Annotated in this window: 10 protein-coding genes and 1 pseudogene; 3 read left to right on the top strand and 8 right to left on the bottom strand. The window is 71.5% G+C overall.

What is annotated here, in order from left to right:
• Positions 1 to 16: 16 nt before the first annotated feature.
• Both ABFX55_RS01105 and ABFX55_RS01100 read right to left on the bottom strand, forming a co-directional pair.
• Positions 17 to 964, bottom strand: a complete 948-nt coding sequence (locus ABFX55_RS01105; protein WP_346116719.1) for a DMT family transporter — start codon at positions 962 to 964, stop codon at positions 17 to 19.
• A 50-nt stretch (positions 965 to 1,014) separates the two neighbouring features.
• Positions 1,015 to 1,515, bottom strand: coding sequence for a MarR family winged helix-turn-helix transcriptional regulator (locus ABFX55_RS01100; RefSeq protein ID WP_346116717.1), 501 nt, complete (start codon positions 1,513 to 1,515; stop codon positions 1,015 to 1,017).
• Positions 1,516 to 1,603: 88 nt separating this feature from the next.
• Between ABFX55_RS01100 and ABFX55_RS01095 the strand changes: the two genes are divergently transcribed.
• Positions 1,604 to 2,245 carry an FMN-dependent NADH-azoreductase gene (locus tag ABFX55_RS01095; protein WP_346116715.1) on the top strand — a complete coding sequence of 214 codons (642 nt, stop codon included), beginning with the start codon at positions 1,604 to 1,606 and terminating at the stop codon, positions 2,243 to 2,245.
• On the opposite strand, the gene ABFX55_RS01090 is transcribed toward ABFX55_RS01095, so the two are convergent.
• The 3 genes from ABFX55_RS01090 to ABFX55_RS01080 form a co-directional block, all read right to left on the bottom strand.
• Positions 2,242 to 3,240, bottom strand: coding sequence for a LacI family DNA-binding transcriptional regulator (locus tag ABFX55_RS01090; RefSeq protein WP_346116713.1), 999 nt, complete (start codon positions 3,238 to 3,240; stop codon positions 2,242 to 2,244). The two genes, ABFX55_RS01095 and ABFX55_RS01090, sit on opposite strands and share 4 nt — an antisense overlap.
• The gene (locus ABFX55_RS01085; RefSeq protein WP_346116711.1) at positions 3,237 to 5,870 is read right to left on the bottom strand and encodes a glycoside hydrolase family 3 C-terminal domain-containing protein; all 2,634 of its coding nucleotides are present in this window, start codon (positions 5,868 to 5,870) and stop codon (positions 3,237 to 3,239) included. The genes ABFX55_RS01090 and ABFX55_RS01085 overlap by 4 nt, the downstream gene beginning before the upstream one ends.
• A gap of 185 nt (positions 5,871 to 6,055) precedes the next feature.
• Positions 6,056 to 7,003, bottom strand: coding sequence for a methionyl-tRNA formyltransferase (locus ABFX55_RS01080; RefSeq protein ID WP_346116709.1), 948 nt, complete (start codon positions 7,001 to 7,003; stop codon positions 6,056 to 6,058).
• Between the two features lie 81 nt (positions 7,004 to 7,084).
• Here ABFX55_RS01080 and ABFX55_RS01075 point away from each other — a divergent pair.
• Positions 7,085 to 8,345 (top strand): annotated as a pseudogene (locus tag ABFX55_RS01075) (lysine N(6)-hydroxylase/L-ornithine N(5)-oxygenase family protein).
• Here the strand turns inward: ABFX55_RS01075 and ABFX55_RS01070 are convergent.
• From ABFX55_RS01070 to ABFX55_RS01060, 3 genes are read right to left on the bottom strand one after another with little or no spacing between them, the layout of a single operon-like run.
• The gene (locus ABFX55_RS01070) at positions 8,311 to 9,144 is read right to left on the bottom strand and encodes an ABC transporter ATP-binding protein (protein ID WP_346116707.1); all 834 of its coding nucleotides are present in this window, start codon (positions 9,142 to 9,144) and stop codon (positions 8,311 to 8,313) included. The pseudogene ABFX55_RS01075 and the gene ABFX55_RS01070 overlap by 35 nt on opposite strands.
• Before the next feature lie 5 nt (positions 9,145 to 9,149).
• Entirely contained in the window at positions 9,150 to 10,211 is a 1,062-nt protein-coding gene (locus ABFX55_RS01065; RefSeq protein ID WP_346116705.1) for a FecCD family ABC transporter permease, read from the bottom strand.
• Positions 10,212 to 10,214: 3 nt separating this feature from the next.
• The gene (locus tag ABFX55_RS01060; protein ID WP_346116703.1) at positions 10,215 to 11,204 is read right to left on the bottom strand and encodes a FecCD family ABC transporter permease; all 990 of its coding nucleotides are present in this window, start codon (positions 11,202 to 11,204) and stop codon (positions 10,215 to 10,217) included.
• 100 nt (positions 11,205 to 11,304) lie between these two features.
• Here ABFX55_RS01060 and ABFX55_RS01055 point away from each other — a divergent pair, with 100 nt between their 5' ends.
• Positions 11,305 to 12,315, top strand: a complete 1,011-nt coding sequence (locus ABFX55_RS01055) for an iron-siderophore ABC transporter substrate-binding protein (protein ID WP_346116701.1) — start codon at positions 11,305 to 11,307, stop codon at positions 12,313 to 12,315.
• Positions 12,316 to 12,331: the final 16 nt, after the last annotated feature.

Genomic DNA, 12,331 nt, shown 5'->3' with positions numbered 1-12,331 from the left:
CGCGCCCGGAGACGCCTCAGGTCTCCACGCGGCTCGAGGCGGGTGGCGCAGCTTCGGGGACGCGCCGGCGGACGGGGCGCAGGAGCCCCTGGGTCATCGCGATCGCGACGAGGATCACCACCGCCCCTGCGGGCTGGTTCCAGGCCAGGCTCTCCCCCAGCACCACCACGCCGGACACCACGGCGAAGACGGGCAGGAGGTAGGTCACCGTCGAGGTCGTCGTCACCCCCGCCCGCACCTGGACCCAGTACAGCAGGAGGTAGGCGATGCCGGTGCCGAGCCCGCCCAGTGCCAGCATGCTCCACCACACGGCGGGCGGCGCCGACAGGTCGACCAGGGCCACCCCCGCCAGCGGGGTGATCACCGCCAGTTGCAGGGTGCCGCTCAGCAACTGGCCCGCCGCGAGCACCACGGGCGCCTCCGAGCGGCGCCCGGTGATGAAGCGGCCCATGTAGGAGCCACCCACGCCGTAGCAGAGCGCCGCCCCGAAGCAGGCCAGGCTGCCGCCGAGCTCACCGCCGCTCAGCGGCTGCCAGACGCCGAGGACCACCATCACGCCCGCGAACCCGAGCCCGAGCCCCGCCATCCTGCTCGCGCTCGGCTTCTCCGCGCGCAGCAGCAGCGTGAAGGCGAGGGTGCACAGCGGGGTGGTGGCGTTCCAGATGGCCGCCACGACGGAGGAGACGTACTGCTCGCCGTAGGCGAAGAGGGTGAAGGGCAGGGTCGTCAGCACCACCGAGGCGACCTGGAAGTGGGCCCACAGTCGCGGGTCGCGCGGCAGCGCCCTGCGGCTGAGCGCCAGGGCGACCAGCAGGGTCGCCGCGCCGATCGCCATGCGGCCGAAGGAGACCTGGAGGGGGTGCAGCGCGCCGACGGCGACCTTGATGAAAAAGAAGCTGTTGCCCCAGATGAGGGCCAGCAGCAGGAAGGCGGGCAGCCAGCGGCCCACGGGGGTGCTCTTCACGAGGACAGGAGCGTAGTCGTGAACCCGAGGCGAGTCGTAGGGAAATCTCCCTATTTGTCCGTAGCGGCGGCCGCGGTCGCGCACGCCTCGTTGTAGTCGCCGCCCGTGGCCAGGTAGTGCGCGGTCAGGCGCTGGAGCATCTCGCGCAGATGGGCACGCTCGCCCGGCTCCAGCGGGGCCAGCACGTGGTCGTCGACGAAGCGGAGGACGGCCGTGGCCTCCTCGAGCCTCATCCTGCCCTTGTCGGTGGCGACGATCATCTTGCTGCGCCTGTCGGCGGGGTCGGGCACCCGCTCGACCAGGCCGGCCTCGACCAGCTGGTCGACCAGGTAGACCATCACCGTGCGGTCGAGCCGCAGCTGGTTGGCCATGTCGATCTGGTTGCGGGCGCAGCCGTGCGCCGCCGCGTTGACGACCATGTAACCGCGCTGCGAGCCGGGGAAGCCTTCGAGCGCCCGCTGCGAGGCGGACAGGTGGCTCTGAAAGACCTGGGCGAGCAGCCAGCCGAGGGTTTCGTCGAGCCCGGCCGGGAGCTCGTGCTCAGTCTTCATGGGGTCCAGTCTACTCCGCTTGACAGATAAGCTGCTCAACAGACAATCTGTGAAACAGATTATCTCGCTGACCGATGAAAGGATCACCATGCCCCAGCTGCTGCACATCGACGCCTCGGCCGTCCACGAAGGATCGGTCTCCAGGCAGGTGGCCAGGTCGTTCAGGGACGCGTGGGACGGCCAGGTCGTCTACCGCGACCTGGGGGCGCGCCCGGTACCGCACCTCACCGAGGCCGGGATCGTCGCGAGGCACGCTCCCGCCCAGGAGCACGACGCGGAGCAGGCGACCGCGGCCTTCCTGCAGGAGGCGCTGGTGGAGGAGCTGCTCGAGGCGGAGGCGTACCTGTTCGCCGTGCCGATGTACAACTTCGGCGCGCCCTCGACGTTCAAGGCGTGGCTCGACCAGGTCCTGATCCCGGGGCGGACCCTGGGCATGAGCCCCGACGACAGCCCGATCGCCGGCAGGCCCGCGACGCTCATCAGCGTGCGCGGCGGCGCGTACGGCCCTGGCACGCCCAGGGAGGGCTGGGACTTCGCCGACCCGTACCTGCGCAAGATCCTCACCGAGGTGTTCGGCCTGGAGCTGCGCGTGGTCACCGCCGAGCTGACGCTGGCGGACACGACGCCCGCCATGGCAGGGCTGCGCGAGGCGGCCGCCGCCTCGCAGGCCGCCGCGCACGTCGCCGCCCGCGAGCACGCGCGTCGGATCAGCGCGAGGTCGCTCGTCTAACGCGTGCTCGCCCTGATGGCCAGCCGCGGTTCGAGAAGTGTGGCGTCGGGCACCGGGCGGCCTTCGAGCTTGGCCATGAGCAGCTCGACCGCCCGGTTGCCGACGTCCTCCGCGGGGATCAGCACCGAGGTGAGCGGCGGGCTGGCGCGCTCGGCGACGTCGTCGGGGCAGATGGCGACCACGGACACCTCGTCGGGCACCCGCCTGCCGAGCAGTCGCAGGGCGCCGAGCACGTGACCGACCGCCGCCTCGTTGTGCACCACCAGCCCCGTGAGGTCAGGATGCTGGGCGAACAGGTCCTTGACGGTCGCGGCCACCTCGTCGAAGGTCTCCTCGCATGGTAGCGCCACGCCCGCCTCGCCGGCGGCCTCGACGAACCCCTCCCTGGTACGGCGGGCATACCCCGTGCCCCGTTCGTAGACCACCGAAGGAGCGCCGAGCAGGGCGAGCCTGCGATGCCCCAGCGAGGTCAGGTGCTCCACGCACAGCGCGCCCGCCCTGGCGAAGTCAAGGTCGACGCAGGTCAGACCGGAGGGGTCGGCGGGGAAGCCGATCAGCACGCTGGGCTCGTCCAGCCCGCGCAGCAGCGGCACGCGAGGGTCGTCGAGCTCGACGTCCATGAGCACCATGCCGTCGACCATCGAGCTGGCGGCGACCCTGCGCAGACCGTCGGGGCCCTCGTCGGCGGTCATGAGCAGCACGTCGTGGTCGTGCCTGCGGGCCATGGCCACAACCGAGCTGGCGAACTGCATCAGCACCGGCAGGTGCATGCCCGCGCGAAGGGGCAGCACGAGCGCGATGACGTTGGAGCGCCTGCTGGCCAGGGCCCTGGCTCCCGCGTTGGGGTGGTAGCCGAGCTCGCCGATGCTGCGCAGCACCCGCGCCCTGGTCGTCTCGGAGATGGCGCGCTTGCCGCTGAGCACGTAGGAGACGGTGCTCACCGCGACGCCCGCGTGCCTGGCGACCTCGGCGATGGTGACTGCTCGGTTGGTCATGCGAACCGCATTCCGCTCAGAGTGACCCCTTCATTCTCGAACACGACATAAAGATCGTGCACGCCTGCCGCGCTCGCAAGGTCGCAGCGGGTCTCGGCGAGCTCGCCGGGTCCCGGCACGGGGACGGTGGCCAGCACCTGGCCGGAGAGCGGGTCGCCGAGGCGCAGGGTCAGCATCGCGCCACCCGCGCTGGCCGCGGTGATCACGCAGGAGTCGTGCGCGGCGAAGGCGACCTGCCGGTAGAGGATCCACGCGCCCGGCTCCTCCCCTCGGACGGTGTCGCGGTCGGTGAAGGTGATCGCGTCGTACTCGTCGTGGTCCACGGCTCTCAGCTCGCCGGGGTCGCGGGGCGGGATGCGCTCGCCCTCGACGTCGAAGGCCGCGCACAGGCGCAGGTCGCGGGCCGAGCGGCCGACCATCAGCAGGTGGGTGGCCTCCTCCACGACCAGGCGGCCCCTCGTGACGTCCCAGAAGGCGAGGTCGCGCCGGTCGGGCTCGAAGCTGACGCGGGCGCTCTGGCCAGGGGCCAGCCGTACGCGCTCGAAGCCGCGCAGGCGGCGCAGCGGCTGCTTGACGCGGGAGCGGCGCTGGTGGGTGTAGAACTGCACGACCTCGACGCCCTCGCGCTCACCGGTGTTGGTGACGGTCACCTCGGCTCTCGCTCCGTCCATCGTCAGGTCGGTGTAGGCGAAGCCGGTGTAGCTGAGGCCGTGGCCGAAGGGGTAGAGCGGGGCGCCCCGGTAGTAGAGGTAGGTGGCGTCCGAGGCGATGATGTCGTAGTCGAGCAGGTCGGGAAGCTCGCAGGCGTCCCTGTACCAGGTCTGGGTGAGGCGGCCCTCCGGGTCGCGGTCGCCGAACAGCACCTCGGCCAGGGCGTGGCCGTACTCCTGGCCCCCGTGCGACGACCACAGGACGGCGGGCACGTGCTTATCGGCCCAGGTGACGCCGAACGGGTAGCCGCTGCTGAGCACCAGGACGGTGGCGGGGTTGGCGGCGTGGACGGCGCGCAGCACGGCCTCCTGCGCGGCGGGCAGGTCCAGGTCGGTGCGGTCCTCGGTCTCGCGCCCGTTGACCAGGGGATGGTCGCCCGCCACGACGACCGCGACGTCGGCGGTGGCCGCCAGCTCGGCCGCCTGCCTCGCGCCGCTCGACAGCAGCTCCCACGACAGGGCGGCCGGCTCGTCGGCGAGCACGAGGCGTCCGTCCTCCTCGGCGACGTAGCGCCCCGAGTGCAGGTGGCGCAGGGCGCCGTCGGCCCTGCGGAAGGTCTGGCGCACCTCCCACCCGTTGGGGCCCGGCTGGTCGCAGGAAAGGCGCCCCTCCTCGTCGGCCGAGAGGAACTGGCCGTTGAGCGGCGAGCGCAGGGCCAGTGCTCCCCCGCCCCAGTCGAAGACGTCGAACTCGTGCCTTCCGAAGGCCACCCTGTCCACGCCCTCGCAGAAGACGGTCTCGCACCGCTCGGCCATGCCCTGCAGGGCGGTGACCGCGTAGGGCAGGGTGCCGCTGTACCAGTCCTCCATCAGGGTGTCGGCGAGCTGGCCGATGACGGCGACCTTGAGAGGGGCGCGCAGCGGGAGCAGGCCCTCGTTCTTGAGCAGCACGATCGATCGGGCCGCCGCCTCGCGGGCGAGGTCCTGATGCTGCCCGGGGGTGTACGGCGCGCTCTCCCCCGGCTCCGCGGACTCCTCGTCGTCGAACTCGCCGAGGCGCACGCGGATCGACAGCACGTGGCCCGCGGCCCTGTCGATGTCCTGCTCGTCGAGCAGGCCCCGCTCGAGGGCGGTCCTGAGGTGGGCGAGGGTGTCGGCGGGGCGGTCGTCGTCCTGGGTGAAGCTGTCGAGGCCCGCCTTGACGGCCGCGGCGTAGGCGGTGGGCGCGTCGGGGTGGTAGGCCTGCAGGCCGTACAGGTTGCCCGGGGCGTAGGCGTCGCTGACGACCAGCAGCTCGTCGGGCGCGGCGGCGCGCAGCACGTCGTTGATCAACGGGCTGAGGTGGGCGGGCCGCCCGTTGACCAGGTTGTAGGAGGGCATGACGGCGACGGCGGCCTGGAGCGGCGCCAGGAAGGCGGGCAGCTCGTACTCGTGCAGCACTCTCGGCGGCAGGTTGCTGGAGGTGACGCAGCGGTCGGTCTCGTTGTTGTAGCCGAGGAAGTGCTTGAGCGTGGGGGCGGTCCTGAGAACGGGGCCCCTGCCGCGCAGGCCCGTGGCGTAGGCGGTGGCCAGCAACCCTGTCAGCCACGGGTCCTCGGAGTAGCCCTCCTCGTTGCGGCCCCATCGCGGGTCGCGCAGCGGGTTGACGACGGGGGCCCAGACGTTGCGGCCGGCTCCCGCGGGGTCCTTGCGATGGGAGGCGAGCACCTCGTCGGCGGTCGCGGCGCCCACCCTCTCGACCAGCTCGGGGTCCCAGGTGGAGGCGAGGCCGACGGCTTGGGGGAAGACGGTGGCGGGACCGAGCCAGGCCAGCCCGTGCAGGGCCTCGGTCCCCGTCCTGAACGCCTTGACGCCGAGCCTGGGGATGGCGGGCTGGTGCTGGTGGAGCAGCGACAGCTTCTCCTCGAGCGTGAGCCTGTCGAGCAGGTCTGCCACGCGGTGCGCGGTGGGGTGCGCCGGGTCTCGGAAGGGTTCGTTCATGTGGGGGGTCCGCCTGTCGAAGCGCTTCGATAACCGATCCGGATATTTCGGGGGTGTTACCGGGATGGGTGCTCTGAGCGTGCCCGCTGGGGCGTCCCCGGGTCAAGACCTCTTGGCGAAGCGCTTCGACAATCTCTCGCCGGCCCGCCACCGATCATCGGGGCGGACCGGCGACAGGCCGGAGGTCAGGGACGGCGCGTGAGGTAGCCGCCCATCGTGCGGAAGAGCTCGGTGGCGGGCAGGTCCGTGCCGTCATCGGTGCGGACGCGTTCGATCACCAGGCCGTGGCTGCGGCCCTTGCGCGCCTGCGCGCCGGCGACGATGACGACGCCGTCTCCCTCGCGGATGAAGACGCGGCCGGGCGTGCCGCCGTACCTGCCGGTGGAGACCGACGCCTTCAGCACGCGCACGCGGGCGCCGTTGTAGTGGGTGAAGGCGTTGGGGTACGGGTCGGACTGCGCCCGCACGAGCCTGGCGATGTCCTCGGCCGGCCAGTTCCAGTCGATCTCGCTGTCCTCGATCGAGCGCTTGTGGAAGAAGCTGGCCATGGACCTGTCCTGGGGCGTCCAGTCGGTGCGTCCCGAGGCGATGAGGGCGAGCGACTCGGTGACGATGGGGGCGATCAGGTCGACGGTGCGATGGAACAGGTCGGTGGCGGTGTCGTCGGGACCCACGGGCACCGCGCGCTGCAGCACGATGTCCCCCGCGTCGAGGTCCTCGTCCATCATGTGCGCGGTGACGCCCACCTCCTTCTCTCCGTTGATCAGCGCCCAGATGAGAGGGGAGAAGCCCGCGTAGGCGGGCAGCAGCGAGTCGTGCACGTTGAGCGTGCCGTGGCGGGGCAGGGTGAAGATCTCCGGCGGGATCCAGGTGCGCCAGTTGTTGGCGACGATGAGGTCGGGATCGGCCTCCTTGAGCCTGGCCATGAGCTCCTGGTCGTCGGGGCGGTTGCGCAGGAGCACGGGCACGCCGTGCTCCTCGGCCAGGTCGGCCACGGAGTCGCTCCAGATCCGCTCGTAGGCGTGCTCGCTCCTGGGGTGCGTCACGACGAGGACGACCTCGTGGCCGGAGTCGAGCAGCGCCCTCAGTGTGCGGTGGCCCCAGGTCTGGTAGCCGAACATCACGATCCGCATGGCGTCTCCTTGTAGGGGGGATCGGAACGGGTTAGGCTCCCCTTAATTAGGAGAGGCTAACCTAACCTCGAAAGGCGCTCAATGCGGGTTCACGACCTGATCGGCATCGGATTCGGCCCTTCCAACCTCGCGCTGGCGATCGCGTTAAAGGAGAACGGACCGGTTGACGCGGTCTTCTTCGAGAAGCAGGCGACCTTCGGCTGGCACCGCGGCATGCTGCTCGACGGCACGACGATGCAGGTCTCCTTCCTGAAGGACCTGGTCACGATGCGCAACCCGGCCAGCGAGTTCGGCTTCCTGAGCTATCTGCGCGACAGGGGGCGCCTGGCCGACTTCATCAACCACAAGACGATGTTCCCCTCGCGCCTGGAGTTCCACGACTACCTCGAGTGGGCGGCGGCGCCCTTCGCCGACCAGGTGGAGTACAGGTCCGAGGTGGTCGGGGTCACGCCCGTGAGCATCGACGGCGTGGTGGACCACCTCGACGTGGTCGTACGGCAGGGCGGCTGCGCCGACGAGCTGACGACCAGGCGCACCAGGAACGTGGTCATCGCCGCCGGTCTGGAGCCCGTGCTCCCGCCGGGGGTCGTAAGCGGCGAACGCGTCTGGCACAGCGAGGAACTGCTCGACCGCCTTCCCTCGCTGCGCGACCCCCGGCGCGTGGTCGTGGTGGGGGCGGGACAGAGCGCCGCCGAGGTCACCGACCACCTGCACGGCGCCTTCCCCGACGCCGAGGTGTGCGCCGTCTTCTCCAAGTACGGCTACACCCCCGCCGACGACAGCTCCTTCGCCAACCGCATCTTCGACCCCGAGGCCGTCGACCACTTCTACGGCGCGTCCGAGGAGGTGAAGAGGATGCTGCTGGCCTACCACGCCTCGACCAACTACTCGGTGGTGGACCTCGAGCTCATCGACGCGCTCTACCGGCGCCACTACCAGGAGAAGGTGCGGGGGGACCGAGCGGCTGCGCATCTTCAACGCCTCCCGCGTGGTGGAGGTGGCGCGCGGCCCCAGGGTCACCGTGGAGTTCCTGCCCACGGGAGAGCGCACCGTCCTGGACGCCGACGCCGTCGTCTACGCCACCGGCTACCGCTCGGGCGACCCGCTCACCCTGCTGGGCGAGGCGGGCGAGCTGTGCGAGCTCCTGCCGGACGGCGGCCTGCGGATCGGGCGCGACTACCGCGTGGCCACCAAGGAGGAGATGCGCTGCGGCGTCTACGTGCAGGGCGCCACCGAGCACACCCACGGCCTCACCTCCACGCTGCTGTCGAACACCGCGCTCAGGGCGGGCGAGATCGCCGCCTCGGTCAGCATGAACCGGTCGTACGCGCTCCCCCGCTGACGGGCCCGACGTGGTGGCGGCCGATCGGGATGACCAGCGGGGTCGCGCTGACCGGGTCGGCCGTCACCACGCAGCGCAGGCCGAAGACCTCCTCGACCAGCGCCGCGTCGACCACCTCGAGGGGCGGGCCCTCGGCGACGACGCGGCCCTCCTTCATCACGATCACGTGGTCGGCGTAGCGGCAGGCCTGGTTGAGGTCGTGCAGGACCATGACGACCGTGCGGTCCTGCCGTCTGTTGAGATCGACGACGAGGTCCAGGACGTCGATCTGGTGGGCGAGGTCGAGGAAGGTGGTCGGCTCGTCCAGCAGGAGCACGGGGGTGTTCTGGGCGACCGCCATGGCGATCCACGCCCGCTGACGCTGCCCTCCCGACAGCTGGTCGAGCGGCCTGCCCGCGTGTTCGAGCATCCCGGTGGCCACCAGCGCCGCCGTGACCGCGTCCTGGTCGGCCTCCGACCACTGCCGCCACCACGTCTGGTGCGGCGACCTGCCCTGCCCGACCAGGTCGCCGACCGTCAGCCCCTCCGGCGCGACGGGCGACTGGGGCAGGATGCCGAGCCGCTGGGCGACCTGGCGGGTCGGCATCGCGTGGATGGAGCGGCCGTCGAGGTGGACCGCGCCGCCGCGCGGGGACAGCAGCCTGGCCAGCGCTCGCAGCAGGGTCGACTTGCCGCAGGCGTTCGCGCCGATGATGACGCTGATCCTGCCCGGCGGCACGGCCAGGTCGAGCCCGTCGACGACGAGCCTGTCGTCGTAGGCCAGCCGCAGCCCCGTGGCCGTCAGCGACGGATTGGTCACGTCTTTCACCCTCCCGTGCCCGTCCTGTTGGCGCGGGCCAGTTGCCACAGCAGGAACGGCGCCCCGAGGACGCCCGTCACCACCCCGACGGGCAGGACGGAGTCGGCCAGCAGGCGCTGACTGATCAGATCGCCCACCAGCACGATCGTCGAGCCGGTGAGAGCGGAGGCGGTGAGCGGCGGGCTGCCCGCGCGGGCGGAGCGCTGCGCGATCTGCGGCGCGGCCAGCGCGACGAAGAGCACGGGCCCTGCGGCGGCGGTGGCGAAGGCGGCCAGCGCCGCCCCGCACAGCAGCAGCGCGAGGCGGACGCGCTGCACGGGTGTGCCGAGCCCTCCCGCGACCTCGTCGCCGAGACGCAGCGTCCGCTGCAACCGCCCGAGCAGCAGCACCGAGGGAAGCAGCACCGCGAGCGCGAGCGCCAGCGGCCCCGCGTGCTGCCATCCCCTGTCGTTGAGGTTGCCCACCAGCCAGCCGAGCACCTTCTGCGCCTGGTACAGCTCGGCCCTGCTCAGCAGGTAGGAGGTGAGGCTGACGCACATCCAGCTGACCCCGATGCCCACGAGCACGATCCGGTAGCCCGTGGTGCCGCGTTTCCAGGCCAGCAGGTAGATCGCCAGCCCGGACGCCAGCGCGCCCGCCAGGCCCAGGGTCTGCGGGGCCAGTCCCGCTCCTGTGCCGAGCACCACGCCCGCGGCCACGGCGGCGCCGGCTCCCTGGGTGATGCCGAGCATGTCGGGGCTGGCCAGCGGGTTGCGGGTGACGGACTGGAAGATCGCCCCCGACAGGCCGAAGGCCGCGCCCGCCAGCAGGGCGACCGTCGCCCTGGGAAGGCGCAGCTCCCAGACCACGAACAGGTCGGCGCGCTCACCCGCGCCCAGCAGCGCGTTCAGCAGGCTGTGGGGAGAGAGGGCGTAGTCGCCCGAGCCCAAGGCGACGGTCAGGCAGAGGGCGAACAGGGCGGCCAGGCCCGCGCCCAGCCAGACCACCGCCAGGCGCAGGCGCAGGATGCCGGAGACGGGCGGCCTGGTCAGCCGGAAGTGCAGGCGCCCTCGGGAGAGTTCGAGCACGGGTCACAGCTCCGCGAGCCTGCGACGGCGCACGAGCGCGATGAAGAAGGGCGCTCCGAGGAAGGCGGCGACCAGGCTCACGTCCAGCTCGCTCGGGCGCACGACGACCCTGCCGAGGATGTCGGCCGCCAGCAACAGGCAGGGGGCCACCAGCATCGAGGACGGCAGCAGCCAGCGGTGGTCGGGCCCTGTGACGGCCCTGACCAGGTGCGGCACGACCAGGCCGACGAAGACGATAGGGCCGGTGACCGCCACGGCCGCGCCGGTGAGCAGGGTGACCGCCAGAGCGCCGCCCAGCCGTACCAGGGCGAGCCTGCGGCCGAGCGCGGCGGCGACGTCTTCGCCGAGCGAGAGGCTGTTGAGCGCGGGCGCGGTGCTCAGCGCGAGGAGGGCGCCGGCGGCCAGGAACGGCGCGACGGCCAGGAGCGTGCCGCCGTCGTGGCCGGTGAGGGAGCCCGACGACCAGTACCTGTAGCGGTCGAGCGCTTCGGGGTCGGTCAGCGCGATGCCGCCGGTGAGCGAGTCGAGCAGGTAGGTGACCGCGATGCCGGCCAGCGCCAGCTTGACAGGGGAGGCGCCGCCCCTGCCCCTGCTGCCCAGCAGGTAGACCGCCACGGCGGCGGCGGCGGCCCCGGCGAAGGCGAACCAGATCGACGGCAGCAGCCCGCTCACGCCCAGCGCTCCCGCGGCGAGGACGATGCCGAACGCGGCGCCCGCGCTGACGCCCAGCAGCCCGGGATCGGCCAGCGGGTTGCGGGTCAGGCCCTGCATGACCGCGCCCGCCAGGCCGAGCGCCGCCCCCGCCAGCACGGCGACCAGCGTGCGGAACAGCCGTGTGCCGCCGACGATGGCGGCCACCTCGGGATCCACGCTCGCCGGATCCACGAGAGCGCGCGCGACCTGGTCGAGCGGGATCGCCCGGCTGCCGATCGCCAGCGACAGCAGGCAGAGCACGGCCAGGACGGCGGCGCTGCCCACGATCAGCCTCTTCATTAGGTTAGGCATACCTCACTTAAGCCTGACATACAAGGCTTTTCACGGGGGTCAAGATAGGTAAGGCTTACCTTAGTACTCAGATCAAGAAGAGGGAACCATGTCCACACGATTGTCGATGGTGCTCGCCGTCCTGGCGCTCGCCGTCGTCACGGCCTGCGGCGGCCAGACCCCCGCCGGTACGGCCGCGACGCCCGCCCCCGCCGCCTCGGGCTCGGCCCCGGCCGCGGCCTTCCCTGTGAAGGTCGAGCATCTGCACGGCACGACCGAGATCGCCAAGCGACCCGAGCGCATCGTCACCATCGGCCTCAGCGACCACGAACCCGTCCTGGCGCTCGGGTTCAAGCCTATCGGCGTGGTCGACTGGTTCCAGCGCACCCCGTTCACCGACTGGCCATGGACCACGGGCGTGTGGGGCGGCGCCGAGCCGACCGTGCTCGGACTGCGCGAGGACGGCGTCAAGATGGAGAAGCTCCTCGCGCTCAAGCCCGACCTGATCTTCGCGATGTACTCGGGCATCCAGAAGGAGCAGTACGACCAGCTGTCGAAGATCGCTCCCGTGGTCGCGCAGCCGAAGGGCTACGACCCCTACGCCGCTCCGTGGCAGGAGATGACGCTGCTGGCGGGGCGCGCGCTGGGCGAGGAGCCGAGGGCCGAGCAGCTCATCACCGGCATCAAGGACAGGTTCGCCCAGGCCCGCGCCGCCAACCCGCAGTGGAAGGGGCTGACCGCGGTCGCCGCCGACAGCTTCAAGGCAGGCCAGTACTTCGCCTTCCAGAAGGGCGACCCCAAGTCGGCGTTCCTGGCCGAGCTGGGCTTCACCGTCCCCGACGGCATCACCAAGGAGGCCGGCAAGCTCAACGGCGTCGAATTCGGCTCCGAGCGCATGGACCTGCTCGAGGTGGACCGCCTCGTCTGGCTCACCACCGGCAAGCAGCCGTGGGAGCGGATCAAGAACGACAGCGTCTACAAGCAGCTGAAGGTCGCCAAGGAGAGCCGCGACCTCTTCCTGACCTACCAGGACCCGCCCATCGGCGCGGCGCTGTCCTTCAACACCGTGCTCAGCATCCCGTACGCCATCGACCAGGTCGTCCCGCTGCTCAAGAAGTGACCCACCGAAAGGCTGC

The sequence above is a fragment of the Nonomuraea roseola genome, assembly GCF_039535395.1.
Taxonomy (GTDB): Bacteria; Actinomycetota; Actinomycetes; order Streptosporangiales; family Streptosporangiaceae; genus Nonomuraea; species Nonomuraea roseola.
Note: the sequence above shows the minus strand (reverse complement) of the source record. Positions and strands in the feature narration are given on the sequence as shown.

What these genes read in the sequence shown, in the direction of transcription:
- ABFX55_RS01060 (WP_346116703.1), bottom strand. Translation starts at nt 11,204, where the DNA reads ATGAAGAGGCTGATCGTGGGCAGCGCCGCCGTCCTGGCCGTGCTCTGC.
- ABFX55_RS01095 (WP_346116715.1), top strand. Translation starts at nt 1,604, where the DNA reads ATGCCCCAGCTGCTGCACATCGACGCCTCGGCCGTCCACGAAGGATCG.
- ABFX55_RS01100 (WP_346116717.1), bottom strand. Translation starts at nt 1,515, where the DNA reads ATGAAGACTGAGCACGAGCTCCCGGCCGGGCTCGACGAAACCCTCGGC.
- ABFX55_RS01055 (WP_346116701.1), top strand. Translation starts at nt 11,305, where the DNA reads ATGTCCACACGATTGTCGATGGTGCTCGCCGTCCTGGCGCTCGCCGTC.
- ABFX55_RS01090 (WP_346116713.1), bottom strand. Translation starts at nt 3,240, where the DNA reads ATGACCAACCGAGCAGTCACCATCGCCGAGGTCGCCAGGCACGCGGGC.
- ABFX55_RS01085 (WP_346116711.1), bottom strand. Translation starts at nt 5,870, where the DNA reads ATGAACGAACCCTTCCGAGACCCGGCGCACCCCACCGCGCACCGCGTG.
- ABFX55_RS01080 (WP_346116709.1), bottom strand. Translation starts at nt 7,003, where the DNA reads ATGCGGATCGTGATGTTCGGCTACCAGACCTGGGGCCACCGCACACTG.